The following is a 17,793-nucleotide window of genomic DNA, read 5'->3' as shown; positions in this document are numbered from 1 at the left end:
CGCCAGGCCAACGGGTCGGGCGGCGGCTGATTCGGCATCGCCGTGCTCGGCACGGTGCTGACCAATACCGAAGTACGCCGCCAACATGCTCATCGGCACCTACGACCAATTGGCCGCCAGGGCCTGGCACACCTCGCCCCAGACATCCCCCTGAACAACACGCGGCCCTGCGGCAGGCGAGCACGGTCTGGGCCGTGCCAGCGGAAAGTGCGCGACGGCAGTCGCACGGGCTTCAACCTATGCAGCACCGCTTAGGAAATATTTAGGGATTGCCTAGGGGTTATTTCGCAATTCGCCGATTCGCCGCGCCCTAGCATGGACCACCTCAAGCCCCTACCGAGGAACCGGTCGATGTTGTCCCCCACCCCGCGATTCGATATCTACGCGCTCATTCACAAGGGCCTGCGTGCCCACCTGCTGCACACCCTCGGCGCCCTTGGCCGCTGCGACTGGGAGGACTGCGGCGAGGCCCGCGCGGTGCTCGCCGAATTGCAGGACTTGCTGGCCTTCTGCCGCTCGCACATCGACCACGAGGACGCGCTGGTGCACCCCGCCCTGGAGCAGCGCCGCCCCGGCGCGACCCGCTACAGCTCGGCCGCGCACCGCCTGCATCGCCAGGAAATGGACGAGTTGAGCAACCTGGCCGAACAGGTCACCCACCTGCCGGCCCTGCGCCGGGGCGATATCACCCACCGGCTCTATCGCCGCGTCGCCCGTTTCGTCGCGGAAAACCTCGAGCATATGGAGCAGGAGGAGCGGGACAACAACCGCCTGCTGTGGGAGACCCACAGCGATGCCGAACTGATCGCCCTGGAGCAGCGCATCGTCGCCTCGGTGCCCCCGGAGGAAATGCGCCGAGTTCTGTACTGGATGCTGCCGGCGCTGACGCCAAACGAGCGCGCCAGCTTTCTGCTCGAGCTGAGGGCCAAGGCGCCCGCCGCAATGGTCTCCGCCACCCTTGAGACGCTGCGCGGGCAGCTGTCGCCAAAACACCAAGCCCATCTCAATGCCGCACTGGGCCTGGCCCGGGCGGTCGAGCCGGCGGACCTGTCGGCCTGAGCCGACCAGCCGCCTTTCACCAAGCCTAACGAGGAATAATGCAATGAGTCCCCTGTCCCGTCGCTGGATCTATGTCGCCATCGTCTATTTCTGCCTGGCCGTCGGCCTGGGCGTGTTCATGGGCCTGAGCGGCGACCACCGCCTGATGGCCGTGCACGCGCACATGAACCTGCTCGGCTGGGTCACCCTGGCCCTGGTCGGCGTGATCTACCACTACTTTCCCAAGGCAGCCGCCAGCCGCCTGGCCAGCGTGCAGTTCTGGCTGCACAACCTGGTCCTGCCGGTGATGATGCTGTCCCTGGCCCTGGTGATCCTCGGCATGCCGCAGGCCGGCCCGGTGCTCGGCAGCTCCGCGGTGGTGATGCTCCTGGCGGTGCTGCTGTTCGCCGGCAACGTGCTCTGGCGACGCGCCTGAGCGCCGTCTAGCGGCCGCCGATCTCCTGCAGCAGCACCGGGCGCTTGAGCAGCAGGCGCAGGCGCCCGCGACCGCACTTCTCCAGGACGATATCGCGGCTGCGCTCGGCCAGCCGGCGCTGCAGCAGGATCAGCCGGGCCTCGAGATTGTCGTCGAGCTCCGGCAACTTAAGCGCCGGGTCCATGCGCAGCTCGCGATTGCTGAACTCGCTGCGCTGCTCCTGGAGGTGCAGGGTCAGCAGGCGCCAGAAGATGGCGCCGGCCACCCCCTTGATCAGGTAGTCCTCGCCGAGGAACACACTGCTATTGGCCGGGTAGTAGCGCACCGCCAACGGCGCGCCCAGCGGCGGCGCGGGGGGCGGTGCACCTTCGCCCTCCTCCAGCGAGCAGTCAGCCGCCTGCTGCAGCGCCAGGATCGCGGCGCCGAGCAGACTGGCCAGGCTCATCAGGCAGTCCTCCTCGTCGTAGCCGAAGCGGTGCGGTTCGGCATGCTCCACGTGCAGCACGCCGAGCAGGCGGCCGGCCGCCAGGATCGGCACCGACAACTGGCTGTGCGGTTCGACCAGGCCGGGAAAGGCAATCTCGGTTTCCAGCCGGTCGCCCAGCCCCGCTTCTGCCAAGTGCTCGTGAATGGCGCGGCTGTAGGCGTATTCGGACGCCATATGGGCGATGCGAATCGGCGTGCGGAACTGCGCCGCCACCCCGATGATCCCTCGTCCGACGGGAAATTCCGAGCCCACGCCGGACTGCTGATAGCCATGGCTGGCCACCGTGTAGAGCTTCTGCCCCTGGCTATCGAGCAGCAGCACCATGGCCTGGGGCATCTCGAGAATGTTCGCCAGGCCATCCAGACACTGTTCCAGCAAGCCGGCGAGGTCGCTACAGCCGGCCAGGCGCAGGCTCAACTGACTCAAGCGAGCGATATGACAGGGCGCACACTGGGCCGGGGGCACCTCCTCGCCCTCGACGTGCTCGATATCCAGCACCTGGTAGACATCCGCGCCGCGCAGGTGAAATACGCCGCTCATGCCGGTGTGCGAGGCGATGCCGGCCAGCTTGGCCTTCATGCTCTCGAACAGCGGCCCTTCGGTCTCGGTGCGCCGGTAGAGCAGCGCCAGGCGGTAGCGGGCGCTGGTCTGCGGGTGCAGGAGAAACACCGTGGCCTGGGGGTTGGCCAGGATGTTCTCGCGGGTCTTGTTGAAGAACTGGAAGGACAGCGCGACATGATCGGCATCCACATAGTGCACCTGGGACACCAGGGTCACGTTCGGCGTGCCGGCGGCGTCGCAGGTGGCAATCGACGCCGGCACCGCGCCCTCCAGGCAGGGCCGGATGGCGTCCAGACTCGCTCCGCCGTTCATGGCTCAGACTCCAGGCGCATGCCGGCGTTGGGGCCGGGGGTCTGCTCGAACAGCGCATCGAGGCTGAAGCTCAGCGCGCACAGGCGCTCGGGCTGGAAGCCATGGGTGGCGAGAGCAAACGGCAGCGCATAGCCCAGGGGCAGCAGATCTTCGGCGAAGGCCCCGCGGTGACGCTCGGCCAGCTCGGCGTCGCCGGCCGCCAGGGCGACCTGTCGGGCATCGCTGCCCTTGAGCTGCAGGGTGCGGTGACTGCTGGGCAAACAGAACACCACCGCCAGCGCCTGGCTGAAGGCGACGTCCTGCAGCAGCTGGCCGGCCTGCGCGGCGTCGACCAGGATGGTGACCTGGCGCCGGTCGGCCGCCACCCGGCAGCCGGACACCTTGCACACCGAGGGCACCCGACGCACGTCGCGCGAGGCGGCGCTGATCGCCACGCCACTTTCGATAAAGCGCACCTGATCGTCGTTGAGAATCATGCCAGCCGGCCCGGAGTTGGGAAAATGGATATCCTGCACCAACTCCACACCGCTGAGAAGCCCGTCATTTCTGGCTCCCGGGGCTTTATCAACCGGCCCTCTAGTTCTCAGGTATAGCCCTGCTTCCAGGGCACCGCGCGAAAGCGGATCGGCGGCAGCGGCGGCTGCCCCGGTACGCGCACGGCGCGGGACAGGTCCAGGCGGATGGCCTGGGTCGGCGCCGGCATGGGCGCGTCGAAGCGCAGCCAGAACTGGTAATGGCGCCCGGGGCTGCCCATCGGATAGTCGAGGCCCGCCGGCGACCGCTCTTCGGCATCGCGCGCCCCGGCAAGGGGATACCGGCCGGGGTCGAAAGCCACTATCTGCTGCACCGCGGTAGGCCGATAATCGCGCCCGTCGATCGTCAACAGCGCCTGCTCCGGATGAAAGCTCGCTTCGCCCGCCTGGGGGCTGATCTCCAGCAACAGCTGGGTTCCCTGCCCGGCCCGGTACAGCGGCTTGTCGATGGGGTCGTACATGACCGGCACGATAAACAGGATCACCTGGTGCTCGCTGTGCTGGGTTTCGTTGCCCAGCTCCACACGAAGCCGCGCCCCTGGCACCTCCAGCCAGTTCTGGGTGCCGCGCACGATGGTCGTGGCCGCCGGCGGCTCACCCACATAGGCGCGGCTGACCTCTCCGTAGCGGTAGCCGGCGCAACCGCTCAACAACACACAGGCAAACAGCAGCCAACTTTTCATCATCCTATCCTCCGTTCGATCCCGATCACTCAGACCATCTGCAAGTAAGCCTTGCGCCGCGGCGGCGGATAGGCAGCATCTAGCTGCGCCAGATCCTCGGCCGACAGGCGCAGGACGGCGGCCTCGGCGTTGAGGCGCACATGCTCGGGATCGACCGCCTTGGGAATGACGATCAGGCCCGGCTGACGCAACGCCCAGGCCAGGGCCACCTGGGCCGGGGTCACGCCGTGCCGCTCGGCAATACCGCGCAGGGCCGGATGCTGCAGCAACGCGCCTCCCTGGCCGAGGGGACAGTAGGCCATCAGCGGCATGCCCTGCGCCTGCTGCCAGGGCAGCAGGTCGAACTCGATGCCGCGCGCCTCGGGGTTGTACAGCACCTGATTGGTCGCGCAGCCCGGCTCGGCCAGCGCCTGCAGGTCGTCCAGGTCGAAGTTGGACACGCCCCAGCCACCGATCTTGCCCTGCTCGCGCAACCGAGTGAAGGCCTCGACGGTTTCCGCCAAAGGATACTGACCACGCCAGTGCAGGAGATACAGATCGATCGTCTCGGTATGGAGCCGCTTGAGGCTGCGCTCGCAGGCCGCGATTGCACCCTGGCGGCTGGCGTTGTGCGGATAGACCTTGCTGACCAGGAACACCTGCTCGCGGCGTCCGGCGATGGCCTCGCCGACCACTTTCTCGGCCCCGCCTTCGCCGTACATTTCGGCCGTATCGATCAGCCGCAGACCGAGCTCGATGCCCTGCTGCAAGGCGGCCACCTCTCGGCGCCGCGCGCCAGGCTGCTCCCCCATGTGCCAGGTGCCCTGGCCGATGACCGGCACCTGCTTACCCGCCAGATTCACTGTCCTCACCGCACCTCCCCCTGCTGCCTGTGGCCGGCCGCTCGACCGGCGAAAACCACCTCTGCCGCCGCCAGCACCCGTACCGGTCGCTGCGGCTGGATCAGCTGCGCCAGCAGCCAGTTATGGTGCGCGATGATCTGCTCCGCTGCCAATAGCCCTACGCGCCTAACCGCCCGCGCGGCGCCGGCCCCTGTTTATTTTTCATCCGTGCCGCCAGCACCGGACAATGACCGACCAGGCAGCGACTAAGCTTGTCTAAACCCTCGGGGGGACCGATCCGGGCCAGGCCAATCATGGGCGCACTATGGCAATCCGATCTACCGCAAGCGGCGCAACCGTCGAGCAGTCAACCGGCGGTTTACCTGAAGCCGTCCGGGCCTAGACGCATGCTGCGCATGGCCTTCTGGCTGGTGCTGGTGCTGGTGCTGCTCTGCGCTGCCGCGCTGGCCAGCTTCGAGCTGCACACCGCGTATTTTCAGGCGCGCTACCTCAGTCGTTACGCAGCGACCCTGAGTTATCAGGTGCAGCCTGGACCGAGCCCTGCAATCGTCTACCCGCAGGACGGCCCCTTCGACAAACGTCAGGGCTACGCCTACCTGCCGCTGATGCTCGAGCGCCTGCAACAGCGCGACTTCGCCGTTCTCGCGCAGGCGCGCTTCTCCCCGGCGCTGATGGATTACAGCCAGCGCGGCTTCTTCCCCCCGTTCCCGGAAAAGAGCCAGACCGGCCTGAGCATCAGCGACTGCCGCGGCACGCCCTTCTACCAGTTCCGCTACCCGCAGCAGCGCTACCCGAGCTTCGGCGCCATTCCACCCCTGGTGGTGGGCAGCCTGCTGTTCATCGAGAACCGTCACCTGCTCGACGAGGAGCAACCGCTGGCCAACCCGGCGGTGGACTGGCCGCGCTTCGCCATGGCCGCCTGGTCCCAGCTCGGCAAGGTGCTGGACGTGCAGGACCAGTCCGCCGGCGGCAGCACCCTGGCGACCCAGCTGGAGAAGTACCGTCACTCGCCCTACGGAATGACCCATTCGGCCGGCGAGAAGCTGCGCCAGATGGTGTCCGCCAGTGTGCGCGCCTACCAGGGCGGTCCGCTGACCCAGCAGGCACGGGAGAACATCGTGCGTGACTACCTCAACAGCGTGCCGCTGTCCGCGGCTCCGGGGCACGGCGAGGTCCACGGCCTGGCCGACGGCCTGCGCATCTGGTACGGCGCCGACTTCGCCGAGGTCAACCGCCTGCTCGATCCGGCGCGTTCGCCCGAGGCCAGCAACGCCGAGCGGGGCCTGGCCCTGCGCCAGGTGCTGGCGCTGATGATCGCCCAGCGCCGCCCCTCCTACTTCCTGGCCCAGGGCCGGCACGCGCTGGGGGCACTGATCGACAGCCACATCCGCCTGCTGGCAGGCGGCGGGCTGATCAACCAGTCCCTGCGTGATGCGGCCCTGGCCCAGACGCTGCGCTACCGCAACTGGGAGCTGCAGCCGAACCTGCAGACGGTCGATGGCAACAAGGGCATCACGGTGGCCCGTGCGCGTCTCTCCGGCCTGCTCAACATGCCGCTGTATGACCTCGACCGCCTCGATCTGCAGGCCAGCAGCACGCTCAACGACGAGTTGCAGCAGGCGGCCAGCGCCTACCTGAAGCGCCTCGCCGACCCGGAGTTCGCCGAGCAGATCGGCCTGTTCGGCGAGCGCCTGCTGTCGGCCGAGAAGACCACCGAGGTGCGCTACAGCTTCACCCTGTTCGAACGCACGCCCAGCGGCAGCCAGGTGCGGGTGCAGACCGACAGCACCGACCAACCCTTCGACATCAACGAGGGCAGCAAGCTGGAGCTCGGCTCCACCGCCAAGCTGCGGGTGATTGCCACCTACCTGGAGATCATCGCCGAGCTGCACCAGCGCTATGCCGGCAAGGACGCCAAGCAGCTGCGTGCCGTGGAGGTGGCCGAGCATGACTACCTGACCCACTGGGCCATCGACTACCTGAGCCGCACCCCGGACGCCGGCCTGCCGGCCATGCTCGACGCGGCGCTGCAGCGCAAGTATTCGGCCAGCCCCTATGAGCGCTTCTTCACCGGCGGCGGCCTGCACACCTTCGCCAACTTCCGCAAAGAGGACAACAGACGCATCCCGACCCTGATCGAAGCCCTGCGCGAGTCGATCAACCTGCCGTTCATCCGCCTGATGCGCGATCTGGTGCGCTACAGCACCTACCAGGCGCCGGGCAGCAGCGCCGAGCTGCTCAAGGACGACAAGGACCCGCGGCGGCAGTTCTACCTCAGCCGCTTCGCCGACCGCGAGGGCAAGACCTTCCTCCTGCGCTTCTGGCGCAAATACCGCGGACAGGCGGCCCAGCAGCGCCTGGAAACCTTCCTCAGCGGCCTGCGCCACACTCCGGCGCGCCTTGCGGCGGTGCACCGCTACCTGATGCCGCAAGCCGACCAGGATACGTTCAGCGCCTTCCTGCGCAGCCACCTGCCTGACGAAAAGCTGACCGACAAGCGCATCGCCGAGCTCTACCTGAACTACGGCCCCGGCGCCTACAGCCTGCCCGACCAGGGCTACATCGCCCGCGTCCACCCGCTGGAACTCTGGCTGCTCGGCTACCTGCTGGAGCAGCCGCAAGCGACCTTCAACGACGCCGTGCTGGCCAGCCGCGACCAGCGCCAGGAAGTCTACGGCTGGCTGTTCCGCAGCCGCCACAAGAGCGCCCGCGACAGCCGCATCCGCATCATGCTGGAGGTCGAGGCCTTCCTCGACATCCACCGGCGCTGGCAGAAGCACGGCTACCCCTTCGAGTACCTGGTGCCGTCCCTGGCCAGCGCCATCGGCAGCTCCGGCGATCGTCCGGCGGCCCTGGCCGAACTGATGGGCATCATCCTCAATGACGGCATCCGCCAGCCGCCCCAGCGCATCGCCAGCCTGAACTTCGCCGTCGACACGCCCTACGAGTCGCGGGTCGGCCGCGCCCAGCTGCAGGGCAAGCGGGTGATGCCCTCGGAGGTCGCCGCGGCCCTGCGCGAGGCCCTTTCCCAGGTGGTCGAGGGCGGTACGGCCCGGCGTCTGCAGGGCAGCTTCAGCCTGCCCGACGGTCGTCAGCTGACCCTCGGCGGCAAGACCGGCACCGGCGACAACCGCGTCGAAACCGTCAGCCGCGGCGGCCAGGTGCTCAGCTCGCGGGCGCTGAACCGCACCGCCACCTTCGTCTTCTACCTGGGTCCACGCCACTACGGCACCCTCACCGCCTTCGTGCCGGGGCGCGCCGCGGAGAACTTCACCTTCACCTCGGCCCTGCCGGTGCAGGTGCTCAAGGGCATGGCGTCGATCCTCGCGCCCTACCTGGTGCCGGGCACCAGCACCCAGTGCCAGGCCCCGCTGACGCCGGTCCAGGCCAGCTGGCGCTAGCCCGCGGCCCCGGCCGAGCGGCTCAGCCCTTGCGCAGCTGCAGGTACAAAGCCTCGACCTTCTCCCGCGCCCAAGGCGTGCGACGCAGGAAGGTCAGGCTCGACTTGATGCTCGGATCGCTCTTGAAGCAGCGGATATCGATGCGCTTGGCCAGGCCGTCCCAACCCAGCTTCGCCACCAGGTCGGTCAGGATGGCTTCCAGGGTGACACCATGCAGCGGATTGTTCGGAGTTGTGGTCATGGGGGCCTGATCTGTTGGGGACTGTGAGTAGGATCGCCGGCACCTTAGCCGAGTGCCGCGCCCGGGGAAAGCCATGGTCCGCCGAACGCCCCCGACCCCGGTTGGTCGCCAGGCAGCGGCGCCTGCGGCGGGGACTATACTGCTGGCTGCCGCCCAGCACAGGAGTGCGGGTTCGCCCGTAACAGTCGTCGCAACGGCGACCGCCCCATAACCCGCAAGGAGGTTGAGCATGACAATTCGCATTGGTGACGAAGCACCGGACTTCACCGCATCCAGCACCGAAGGCCCCCTGCATTTCCACGAGTGGATCGGCGACAGCTGGGCCATTCTGTTCTCCCACCCCAAGGACTTCACCCCGGTGTGCACCACCGAGCTGGGCTACATGGCCAAGCTCAAGCCGGAGTTCGACAAGCGCAACACCAAGATCCTCGGCCTCAGCGTCGACCCGGTGAGCAACCACAAGGCCTGGGCCGCCGACATTCAGGAAACCCAGGGCCACGCCGTCAACTACCCGATGATCGGCGATGAAGACCTCAAGGTGGCCAAGCTCTACGACATGCTGCACCCCAACGCCAGCGGTGGCGCGCGCACTGCGGTGGACAACGCCACCGTACGCTCGGTGTTCATCATCGGCCCGGACAAGAAGGTCAAGGCCATGCTGGTCTACCCCATGAGCGCCGGGCGCAACTTCGACGAGGTGTTGCGCCTGCTCGACTCGCTGCAACTCAACGCCAAGCACACGGTGGCCACCCCGGTGAACTGGAAGCCCGGCGAGGACGTGATCATCCCCACCTCGGTGTCCGACGAGGAAGCCCAGCGCAAGTACCCGGACGGCTTCAAGACGCTCAAGCCCTACCTGCGCACGGTCGCCCAACCCAAGTAAGGCGCTCTGCTGGAATGCCGGGGACCCCAGCGTCCCCGGCCCCCGGGTCAGCCAGTGCTGCAGTTTGAGGGTCAGGCGCTCAGACGTTCGCGGCCAGCTTGACCAGCTCCCGCTCGGCTGCCGCACAGGACGCCTGGAAGACCTGGCGGTCCGACTCCTCGCCTTCCGCCGCCACCACCCTGACGTCCTCGATGCCGATGAAGCCGAGCGCGGTGCACAACAGGCTGTCGGCGTGATTGAGCGCGGCATTGGGGCCACCGGGGCCGAAGCCGTGGCCACCTCGACTGGTGATGATCACCGCCTGCTTGCCCCGCACCAGCGGCTCGTAGTGCGCGACGCCATTGTCCTGGTTGACCGCGAAGGTGCGCCCCAGGCGCACGATCTGGTCGAGCCAGGCTTTGAGCCCGCTGGGGATGCTGAAGTTGTACATGGGGGCCGAGATCACCAGCAGGTCATGGGCCAGCAGCTCATCCACCAACACATCGCTCAAGGCCAGATCCGCCTGCATGAACGGCGGGCGCGATTCAGGTTGTGGGTAGAAGGCGGCTGCCACGAAGGGCTCACCAACATGGGGAATCGAGGCTCGGCCCACCTCGCGCCGGGTCAGCACGGCTCGCGGACGAGCAGCCAGACACGCCTCGATAAACCCCTCCGTCAGGCGCCGACTATGGGAGCGCTCACCCCGTGGACTGCCGTGCACTGCAAGAATTCTGTTCATCTGTCGATACTCTCCCGAGCTAGAATCAGATGGCCACTAAGGCCCTCTGTTACGGAACAAAACTATTGATACAGAGGCGCTCGAACAAATGAGAGTTAGTCATATGGGATGAACTGAGTTCATCCATGGAGCCAAGATGTTCGCATCCCTGCCCCTCAACGCCCTGCGCGCCTTCGAATCGGCCGCCCGCCAGGGGAGCTTCAAGGTCGCCGCCGCGGAACTGGCCGTGACGCCCACCGCGGTTTCACACCAGATCCGCGCGCTGGAAACCTGGCTCGGCGTGCCGCTGTTCGAGCGCCTGCCACGCCAGGTGCGCCTGACCGACGGCGGCGAACGCTTGTTCCGTAGCCTGCATGGCGCGCTGCTGGATGTGACGCAGAGCCTCGACAGCCTGCGTCCGCTGCGCAGCGCTGGACACCTGACGATCTCCACAACGCCGGCCTTCGCCGCCCTCTGGCTGGTGCCCCGGCTCGGTCACTTCTACGCGGCTCATCCCCATATCACGCTTCGCCTGGATACCAACTGCGCGGTCATCGACCTGCATCAGGATGCCAGCATCGACCTGGCCATCCGCTATGGCCACCAACCCAGCCCAGGTCTCCACGGCATCCAGCTGTTCGACGAGTGTTTCGCCGTCTACGGCTCTCCGACCCAGGTGGCGCAGGCCAGGCACCAGACGCCGCCGCTGATCAGCGTGCACTGGCACAACTCCGAACTCTACGCCCAGGGCTGGCATGCCTGGTGCGCGCAGGCCGGCGAGAACTGGCTGGAGAACGCGGCGACGATCCGCGCCTACGATGATGAGCACTACGCGCTGCAGGCGGCCATCGCCGGCCAGGGCCTGGTGCTGGCCAGCTCCATCCTGGTCTCGCAGAGCCTGGCCAACGGCCTGCTGCAGCCCTACCGAGCGGAGATCAGCATCCCCGGGGCCAGCTACAGCGCATTGTGCGTGCCGGGGCGCGAGCGCCATCCACCGGTCAAGGCATTCTTCGCCTGGCTCGGCCAGGCAGCGGGCGGATCGAAGCCCAGCGCTGCCCGCTGATCGCACCAGCCCCGGAAACCAAAAAGCCCGTCACCTTCAACAGGTGACGGGCTTTTCTGTACAGCGCGCTGTTGGCGTTAGTTAGCCGAAGGCTCGAGGTCGTCGGCCGGGCGCAGCTGCAGGCTCTGAACCGGCTCGGTCAGCAGAATGCGATGCAGCGACATGGCCATCAGCAGCAGGATCACGCCGACCGGCAGGGCCGCGCAGATCACCGCGGTCTGCAGGCTCTTCAAGCCGCCCGCCCACAGCAGTCCGGCTGCGATGGCGCCGATCATGACGCCCCAGGCCACACGGCTCCAGGTCGGCGGGTGGATATCGCCGCGCGCCGCCAGGGTACTGATCACCAGGGTGCCGGAGTCGGCCGAGGTGACGAAGTAGGTGACGATCAGCAGCGAGGCCAGGGCGCCCAGCAGACCGGCGATGCTCACGCCCGAGGACTCTTCGATCTTGTCGAACAGGCTGAACAGCGACTTGGTCGCATCGGCCTTGGTCGCGGCCAGGATGGCGCCGCCTTCGAACTTGGCCGCGTCACCGGTCAGGCTCTGGCTCTGCACCTGCTCTTCGTGGGCAAGGCGCTCGGCACGCTCGTAGTTCAGGGCTGCGCCACCGAAGCTGCCGATCCAGACGAAGCTGAACAGCACCGGGATGATCAGCGAACCCATCACCAGCTGGCGGATGGTGCGGCCACGGGAGATGCGGGCGATGAAGGTGCCGACGAAAGGCACCCAGGTCAGCCACCAGGCCCAGTAGAACGCGGTCCACCAGTTCTGCCAGCCGGCATCGTTCTGCGCGTCGCTCCACAGGCTCATGCCGATCACGCTCTGGGCGTAGCCGGAGGTGCCTTCGAGGATGGTGTTGAGGATGTAGCGGGTCGGGCCGAAGGCCATGACCGCGGCCAGAATGAGCAGCGACAGGCCCATGTTCCACAGCGACAGCAGCTTGATGCCGCGCTCAACGCCGGAGACCACCGACATGATGGCGACCAGGGAGATCACCAGAATCAGGGCCATCTTCATGCCGATGCCCATCTCGATGCCGGTCAGGGTGTTGATCCCGGTGGCCAGTTGCTCGACGCCCAGGCCGAAGGAAGTGGCGATACCGAAGGCAGTGATGACCACGATGATGATATCGAAGATCGCACCCAGCCAGCCGTCCATGCGCTTTTCGCCGAACAGCGGCACCAGGCAGGCGCGGACCGACAGCGGCTTGCCCTTGCGGAAGGAGAAATAGGCCAGGCACAGGGCCGGCATCAGGTACAGGGCCCAGGCGTGCATGCCCCAGTGGAAGTAGGTCACGCGCATCGCCGTCTCGGCCGATTCGGCGCTGAGGCCGGTGGCGCTGAACGGATTGCCGGCGTAGTGCCACATCGGCTCGGCCACCGACCAGAACAGCAGGCCGATACCCATGCCGGCGCTGAACAGCATGGACAGCCAGGATAGGGTGCTGAACTCGGGTTTCTCGCCATCCTTGCCCAGGGTGATGTTGCCGAAGCGGCTGACCATCAAATACAGCAGGTAGACCAACACGCCCGAGGCGGTCGCCAGGTAGAACCACTTGAAGTTCATCAGGATGCTGGTGGACAGCTCGCTGAAGAATGTGCCGGCCTTCTCGCCCATTACCGCGCAGTAAAGGACGAATGCCATGATTATTGCGATCGAAACGAGGGTAATCCGGGCATCGACGCCGCGAGTTATACCGCTAGGACTGCTCATATCAAGTTCTCCATTGTTATAGTTTGATATGTCTTGATGTCAGGCCGGCTCGGGAAGAGCCAACTGGAAACTTTGCAGCACCGCTCCACGCAACTTCCTGGCAACCCAGGAAACAGTCGGGAGCATGTTTTTTACAAATGATTCTTACGCCAAAAAGTGATGACCTCCCTTCATCAACCCTCAACGCAAAACCAGTTGTTCAGGCATCCAAGCCGACTCTTCGCGCCCTGCTCGATGAGCCTTCGGCCAAAACTGCTCAAAACCAGGCTGACAGTCTGGCAAGCGCAAAACAGCGCAAGCAAGGCACAAAAAATCTCTGTAACGGGCAACTAACCCCCGGTCAGGAAGCAAGCTTGTTATTTTTCGCAGACGGCAGAAAACGACGACTCAATTAATCAACAGTCGAGCTGAAAATGCCGTCAGGGCAACTAATGAGCACGAACTTCAGGACGAAGCCAACCGCGGAAGTGCGCGGCTGACTATAGGGTCGCGATACACCCACGACCGTTCTATCTGCGCCGTGTATAGATCCATTAACGCCATGATTGTCACAGGTCAGCCTTTCTCGACTGAAGACCTGTCGTGCCCGCGATAGCGCGCTTCAGCGTCCGAACCGGCCCTCGCGTCGCGAGCGCAAACGCCTGCCTCACAACCAGTCTTGTTGCCAGGGGAAGCGCGACAGCGCCTGGCAGCCATCGCGGGTGATCAGCACCTGCTGCTCCAGCTTGATGCCCTCGGCGCCGCCCTGTTCGCCGATGTAGCTCTCCACGCAGAGCACCATGTTCTCCTCGAACACACCGTCATAGCCGCTGCTCGACCAGTCGGCCCCCTTGTGCGCCAGGGCCGGGTACTCGTCGGCCAGGCCGACGCCATGCACCACGCAGCAGTAGCGGTTGTGCTGGTAGGCGGCGGGGATGTCCCAGGAGCGCTCGACGAACTCGCGGTGGCTGAGGCCCGGACGCAACAGGCTCATGTTGTGCTGCACCTGCTCATGGGCCAGGCGGTAGAGCTTGCGCTGCTCGGCGCTGGGCGGCACGTGGCCGACCGTCCAGGCCCGGGAGATGTCGGCGCAGTAGCCGTAGGGGCCAATCAGGTCGGTGTCGAAGCAGAGGATCTCGCCTTCGCCCATCACCCGCTCGCTGGACTCCTGCATCCAGGGGTTGGTGCGCGGCCCCGAGGCCAGCAGGCGGGTCTCGATCCACTCGCCGCCGTGGCGGACGTTCTCGTAGTGCAGCCAGGCCCAGAGCTGGTTCTCGGTCATGCCGGGGCGCAGCTCGTCGTGCATGCGCTGGATGCCACGCTCGCACACGGCGATGGTCCAGCGCATCAGCTCCAGCTCATCAGCGGATTTGATCTTGCGCGCCTCCTCCATCAGGCTGTGGCCCTCGACCAGGGTCAGGCCGTGCTCGCGCAGCAGGTCGAGGCCCTCCAGATCGGCCTTGTCCACCGCCAGGCGCGCCTTGTCGCCGGCATGCTGACGCAGCACCGCGCGGATATCCTCGGCCCAGACCACGGCCTTCTCGCCGATGCGCGAGCCGGCGCCGAAGTAGCTCCAGTTGATCGCTGGGCGGATCTCGTCGAGCAGCTCGTTGCCCTCGTGCAGGTGCTCGCAGTTGTGGAACTCGAACAGCACCACCGGCCCCTCGGCGAACACCAGGGCATAGCGGGCGAAGTTGTGCAGGGTCCACACCTGCATGTTCGAGGTGTCGGTGGCGTAGCGGATATTCACCGGGTCGTACAGCAGGATGGCCGCGCAATCCTGCTTCAGCAGTTGCTGGCGCACCCGCTGCAAGCGGTAGCCACGGGCGGCCAGGTGAGTCTCGGCGCTGACCGGGTTGCGCAGGGGCTGGGCGGCGGCCTCATCGGCCAGGTACTTATTCTTGTTGTCGAACATGGGCAAGCTTCCACTCGATTAAGGCAGGCACAGTTACGGGCAAAGCGTTCAACCTGCTGGCTGCTCGCCAGGGCCAGTGGCACCGGCGGCTGGCGCGGCCACGTCGGCCGGCTCGACGGCCGCCGGCAGGGTGGCACTGGCCAGGCCCGCCGGCGTGGCCTGGTGATGCAAGGGCGCATCGGCCTGCAGGTTCACCCCGCTGACCCGGCGCTGACTGACCGCCACGGCCAGCAGCGCCGCGCAGGCGGAGGAGAAGAAATACAGACTGGAGGCGCCGAACCGCTCCATCAACGCACCGGCCAGCAGCGGGCCGATACTGGCGCCGATGCCGAAGGTCACCAGCAGCAGTCCGGCCAGGGAGACCCGCAATTCGGGCTCGACGTTATCGTTGGCCAGGGCCACGCCGAGCGGATACAAGCAAAACTGCAGAAAACCGATAAGACCGCCGAACAGCAGCAAGGCGGAAAAGGAAAGACCTTGGTAGAAGCCCAAGGGCAGGAACGCCAGGACCAGCAGCAGCGCCAGCGCGCGGATCAGACTGGCCCGCGGCAGGCGGTCGGACAGCCAGCCCATGGGCAACTGGGCGAGCAGCCCGGCGCCGATCATCAGGGCCATGAACTGGCCGACTTCGGCGGTGTCCAGGCCCTGCTGGCTGGCGAAGATCGCCGCCAGGCCGAAGAAGGCGCCGTTGATCATCCCCGACACGAAGATGGTGATCAACGACTGCGGCACCCGGCGCAGGAACAGGCGCAAGTCGATGGGCGTCGGCTGCTGCGCGGCCGGGTGCATGCTGCGGGTCAGGGCCACCGGCACCAGGCAAAGGGAGAAGGCCACCGCCACGCCGAGCAGCGCGTGGATGCCCAGATCGCCCTTCCAGCTCAGGGCCAGCTGGCCGAACACCATGCCCACATACACGGCGAGCATGTACAACCCCAGCACGGTGCCGCGCTGATCGCTGCGGGCGCGATCGTTGAGCCAGCTCTCCAGGACCATCAGCTGGCTCATCATCGCCAGGCCGACGACGAAGCGCAGCAGCAGCCAGAACGGCAACGAGCTGCTGAACTCGTGACCGAGCACGGCCGCCGAGATCAGCCCGGCGCAGGCGACATAGGTACGGATATGGCCGACCCGATCGATCAGCAGCTGGCCGACCTTGCTGCCGAGCACCAGACCCAGGGAGTTGGCCGCCATCAGCGCGCCACCCCAGAACTCGGCGACACCGGAGGCGGTGAGACGCAGGGCCAGGTAGGTCATCAGCAGGGTCGAGCCCAGGTGCATCAACACGCTGGCCAGGTACAGGGCGCCGAAGGCCTTGGTCACGCCGAGCATAGACGCGCCCCCTGAAGCGGCCGGCGCAGGGTCCGCGTAAGCTGTAGAACCAAATACGTACCCATGCCGCCCTACTCCTTAGCGCCCACCACGCTTCGATGACGTTCGCCCCCACGCGGCGCGAAAACAGGGCTGGACTGGCAGCGGTGAGCGAAGTCAGCGTCATGTTGCTCGACCAGCCGCACCAGGCCTTTCCCGGAAACGACCTGGCGCATAGCTCGCGCCGACCGTTGCAGGCGGCCAGGCGAATGCGCGAGCGCACGCCATTGGCGGCATCGCTGCCCGGGGCGATGGCTCTGCTCTTTATGGATGAAGAAACTGGTGAGTTTGCGCAAAGGCTGGCGCACCCGGCCAAATCAGGCGCAGCAGCCGAACGCAAGCGGGCCTACCCCGCCTCGCTGGCCACTGAGCCCACATCTGGCCCGGGTTCAAGAAACCCCTGATTCGCCTCGCGAATGCGCCGCGCCTGCTCGTCGTACAGGAACGGCAGAAACATGTAGCGCCGGCCCTGGGTGACCTGGGTGGCCTCGTGCAGCAGCGAGCAGGAGAACACCACCGCGCCGCCGGTCGGCGCCGAGTACAGGGCCGGACCGAACTCGGGAAAACGCAACTGGCCGCCCTCGTACTCGCCGGTGTTGAGGAACAGCGACACGGCGAAGCGTCGGTGGGCCGTGCCCTTGGTGGTGTTGTCGCGGTGCGGTCGAAAGTGCCCCTGCTCGCCGGCGTCGTAGCAGCCGATCAGGTAGCGCTCCATGCGCGTGACCTGGAACTGAAAGGCCTTGTGGATCTCGGGCACCAGCCGCTCTTGGATGCGCCACTGGCAGGCCTGGCGCAGCGCCTCGTCCGCCACCAGGCAGTCGCGCCGGCTCTTGTGGTCCTGGCCGAGCACCAGCACGGTCTTGCCATTCTGATCCTGCATGAAGCCCGAAGGCTCGCCGCCCTGGGCCTGGTAGTGGTCGATCAGCGCCTGGCACAACTTGGGTTCGAACACCCGCGGCAGCACCAGCACCGGGGCCTGCATCCGCGCCGGACAGGCCGCACCGACGGCCGGCAGGCGATCGAGCACTGCCAGCAGCTCGCGCACATGGCCCTGGGCGTCGCTGGCGAAGGGCAGCACGGCGAGCACCCGCAGCAGCGGGTCGAGCACGTAGCTGACCCGGCGGTACTGGCCGTCGGCCTGCTGCGCGCCGTACAGGGTGCTGACCGCCCGCTCGAAGTCCCAGAAGAAGCGCACCCCCGGCAGCCGGCAGGTGAGGCGCTGCTGGCGCTCGTCCTCGGGATCGACCGAGACGCCGAAGAAGCACAGGTTGTCGTCATCGAAACGCCGGCGCTCGGCGGCCAGCAGTTGCAACACCTGGGCGCTCAGCGGCTCGGCGGCCGAACCGAAGAAGCACAGGACGATATAGCGCCCGGCGGTCGTGTCGAAGACATAGCGCTCGCGCAGTGGACTGCGGCAGGTGAACCAGGGGGCGGGTTGGCCAACGCCCGGAAATTGGACGCTCACAGCTGTCGACTCCTGCAGGCGCCTGAGAGCCGCCTGACGATCCGCCATGGGATACCCAAGAGCTTAGCTGCGGGCCGCCGAATTGCTCGCCGCGAGAAGGATTCGCCCGGCGTTTTTTCGGCGTCCACTGCGGCCACCCGGCTCCCGCAACTGACGGCCGAAAAATTCGCAAAAAAA

General features: G+C 66.6%; 16 protein-coding genes. 6 read left to right on the top strand and 10 right to left on the bottom strand.

The window, feature by feature from the left end; all coding sequences use genetic code 11:
* The first annotated feature begins 351 nt into the window (after positions 1–351).
* Both KDW96_RS18335 and KDW96_RS18330 read left to right on the top strand, forming a co-directional pair.
* Positions 352–1,059, top strand: coding sequence for a hemerythrin domain-containing protein (locus KDW96_RS18335; RefSeq protein ID WP_255837652.1), 708 nt, complete (start codon positions 352–354; stop codon positions 1,057–1,059).
* A gap of 43 nt (positions 1,060–1,102) precedes the next feature.
* Entirely contained in the window at positions 1,103–1,474 is a 372-nt protein-coding gene (locus KDW96_RS18330) for a hypothetical protein (RefSeq protein ID WP_255837651.1), read from the top strand.
* Between the two features lie 7 nt (positions 1,475–1,481).
* On the opposite strand, the gene KDW96_RS18325 is transcribed toward KDW96_RS18330, so the two are convergent.
* The 4 genes from KDW96_RS18325 to KDW96_RS18310 form a co-directional block, all read right to left on the bottom strand.
* Entirely contained in the window at positions 1,482–2,834 is a 1,353-nt protein-coding gene (locus KDW96_RS18325; RefSeq protein WP_255837650.1) for a GAF domain-containing protein, read from the bottom strand.
* The gene (locus KDW96_RS18320) at positions 2,831–3,349 is read right to left on the bottom strand and encodes a hypothetical protein (RefSeq protein WP_255837649.1); all 519 of its coding nucleotides are present in this window, start codon (positions 3,347–3,349) and stop codon (positions 2,831–2,833) included. Before KDW96_RS18320 ends, KDW96_RS18325 begins: the two co-directional genes overlap by 4 nt.
* A gap of 68 nt (positions 3,350–3,417) precedes the next feature.
* Entirely contained in the window at positions 3,418–4,050 is a 633-nt protein-coding gene (locus tag KDW96_RS18315; protein WP_255837648.1) for a hypothetical protein, read from the bottom strand.
* Between the two features lie 29 nt (positions 4,051–4,079).
* Positions 4,080–4,901: an aldo/keto reductase gene (locus tag KDW96_RS18310; RefSeq protein WP_255837647.1), complete on the bottom strand. Its 822-nt coding sequence runs from the start codon at positions 4,899–4,901 to the stop codon at positions 4,080–4,082.
* Between the two features lie 284 nt (positions 4,902–5,185).
* Between KDW96_RS18310 and KDW96_RS18305 the strand changes: the two genes are divergently transcribed.
* Positions 5,186–8,293 carry a transglycosylase domain-containing protein gene (locus KDW96_RS18305; protein ID WP_255837646.1) on the top strand — a complete coding sequence of 1,036 codons (3,108 nt, stop codon included), beginning with the start codon at positions 5,186–5,188 and terminating at the stop codon, positions 8,291–8,293.
* Between the two features lie 22 nt (positions 8,294–8,315).
* Here the strand turns inward: KDW96_RS18305 and KDW96_RS18300 are convergent, their stop codons facing one another.
* On the bottom strand, positions 8,316–8,534 hold the full coding sequence (locus KDW96_RS18300; protein ID WP_255837645.1) for a VF530 family protein: 219 nt from the start codon (positions 8,532–8,534) through the stop codon (positions 8,316–8,318).
* A 229-nt stretch (positions 8,535–8,763) separates the two neighbouring features.
* Between KDW96_RS18300 and KDW96_RS18295 the strand changes: the two genes are divergently transcribed.
* Positions 8,764–9,417 carry a peroxiredoxin gene (locus KDW96_RS18295; protein ID WP_255837644.1) on the top strand — a complete coding sequence of 218 codons (654 nt, stop codon included), beginning with the start codon at positions 8,764–8,766 and terminating at the stop codon, positions 9,415–9,417.
* Between the two features lie 79 nt (positions 9,418–9,496).
* On the opposite strand, the gene KDW96_RS18290 is transcribed toward KDW96_RS18295, so the two are convergent.
* Positions 9,497–10,135 (bottom strand): FMN-dependent NADH-azoreductase, encoded by a 639-nt coding sequence (locus KDW96_RS18290; protein ID WP_255837643.1) that lies wholly within the window; start codon positions 10,133–10,135, stop codon positions 9,497–9,499.
* Between the two features lie 136 nt (positions 10,136–10,271).
* Between KDW96_RS18290 and KDW96_RS18285 the strand changes: the two genes are divergently transcribed.
* On the top strand, positions 10,272–11,177 hold the full coding sequence (locus KDW96_RS18285) for a LysR substrate-binding domain-containing protein (protein ID WP_255837642.1): 906 nt from the start codon (positions 10,272–10,274) through the stop codon (positions 11,175–11,177).
* Between the two features lie 77 nt (positions 11,178–11,254).
* Here the strand turns inward: KDW96_RS18285 and KDW96_RS18280 are convergent, their stop codons facing one another.
* A complete protein-coding gene (locus KDW96_RS18280; protein WP_255837641.1) occupies positions 11,255–12,820 on the bottom strand; it encodes a BCCT family transporter in 1,566 nt (521 codons plus the stop codon).
* A 206-nt stretch (positions 12,821–13,026) separates the two neighbouring features.
* On the opposite strand from KDW96_RS18280, the gene KDW96_RS18275 reads away from it, so the two are divergent.
* On the top strand, positions 13,027–13,284 hold the full coding sequence (locus KDW96_RS18275; protein ID WP_255837640.1) for a hypothetical protein: 258 nt from the start codon (positions 13,027–13,029) through the stop codon (positions 13,282–13,284).
* Between the two features lie 251 nt (positions 13,285–13,535).
* Here KDW96_RS18275 and KDW96_RS18270 read toward each other — a convergent pair whose 3' ends face one another.
* The 3 genes from KDW96_RS18270 to KDW96_RS18260 form a co-directional block, all read right to left on the bottom strand.
* Positions 13,536–14,783: a M24 family metallopeptidase gene (locus KDW96_RS18270; RefSeq protein WP_255837639.1), complete on the bottom strand. Its 1,248-nt coding sequence runs from the start codon at positions 14,781–14,783 to the stop codon at positions 13,536–13,538.
* A gap of 48 nt (positions 14,784–14,831) precedes the next feature.
* Complete coding sequence (locus KDW96_RS18265) at positions 14,832–16,112, bottom strand: MFS transporter (protein WP_255837638.1); 1,281 nt, start codon at positions 16,110–16,112, stop codon at positions 14,832–14,834.
* Positions 16,113–16,497: 385 nt separating this feature from the next.
* Positions 16,498–17,616 (bottom strand): 2OG-Fe(II) oxygenase, encoded by a 1,119-nt coding sequence (locus tag KDW96_RS18260; protein ID WP_255837637.1) that lies wholly within the window; start codon positions 17,614–17,616, stop codon positions 16,498–16,500.
* Between the last annotated feature and the right edge of the window lie 177 nt (positions 17,617–17,793).

Source organism: Pseudomonas benzenivorans, assembly GCF_024397895.1.
GTDB lineage: Bacteria > Pseudomonadota > Gammaproteobacteria > Pseudomonadales > Pseudomonadaceae > Aquipseudomonas > Aquipseudomonas benzenivorans_A.
This window is presented reverse-complemented; position numbering and strand designations above follow the sequence as displayed.

Excerpts from the sequence above, each read along its gene's own strand:
- KDW96_RS18335 (WP_255837652.1), top strand. The coding sequence starts at position 352 with ATGTTGTCCCCCACCCCGCGATTCGATATCTACGCGCTCATTCACAAG.
- KDW96_RS18330 (WP_255837651.1), top strand. The coding sequence starts at position 1,103 with ATGAGTCCCCTGTCCCGTCGCTGGATCTATGTCGCCATCGTCTATTTC.
- KDW96_RS18325 (WP_255837650.1), bottom strand. The coding sequence starts at position 2,834 with ATGAACGGCGGAGCGAGTCTGGACGCCATCCGGCCCTGCCTGGAGGGC.
- KDW96_RS18315 (WP_255837648.1), bottom strand. The coding sequence starts at position 4,050 with ATGAAAAGTTGGCTGCTGTTTGCCTGTGTGTTGTTGAGCGGTTGCGCC.
- KDW96_RS18305 (WP_255837646.1), top strand. The coding sequence starts at position 5,186 with ATGGGCGCACTATGGCAATCCGATCTACCGCAAGCGGCGCAACCGTCG.
- KDW96_RS18300 (WP_255837645.1), bottom strand. The coding sequence starts at position 8,534 with ATGACCACAACTCCGAACAATCCGCTGCATGGTGTCACCCTGGAAGCC.
- KDW96_RS18295 (WP_255837644.1), top strand. The coding sequence starts at position 8,764 with ATGACAATTCGCATTGGTGACGAAGCACCGGACTTCACCGCATCCAGC.
- KDW96_RS18290 (WP_255837643.1), bottom strand. The coding sequence starts at position 10,135 with ATGAACAGAATTCTTGCAGTGCACGGCAGTCCACGGGGTGAGCGCTCC.
- KDW96_RS18285 (WP_255837642.1), top strand. The coding sequence starts at position 10,272 with ATGTTCGCATCCCTGCCCCTCAACGCCCTGCGCGCCTTCGAATCGGCC.
- KDW96_RS18280 (WP_255837641.1), bottom strand. The coding sequence starts at position 12,820 with ATGGCATTCGTCCTTTACTGCGCGGTAATGGGCGAGAAGGCCGGCACA.
- KDW96_RS18275 (WP_255837640.1), top strand. The coding sequence starts at position 13,027 with ATGATTCTTACGCCAAAAAGTGATGACCTCCCTTCATCAACCCTCAAC.
- KDW96_RS18270 (WP_255837639.1), bottom strand. The coding sequence starts at position 14,783 with ATGTTCGACAACAAGAATAAGTACCTGGCCGATGAGGCCGCCGCCCAG.
- KDW96_RS18265 (WP_255837638.1), bottom strand. The coding sequence starts at position 16,112 with ATGCTCGGCGTGACCAAGGCCTTCGGCGCCCTGTACCTGGCCAGCGTG.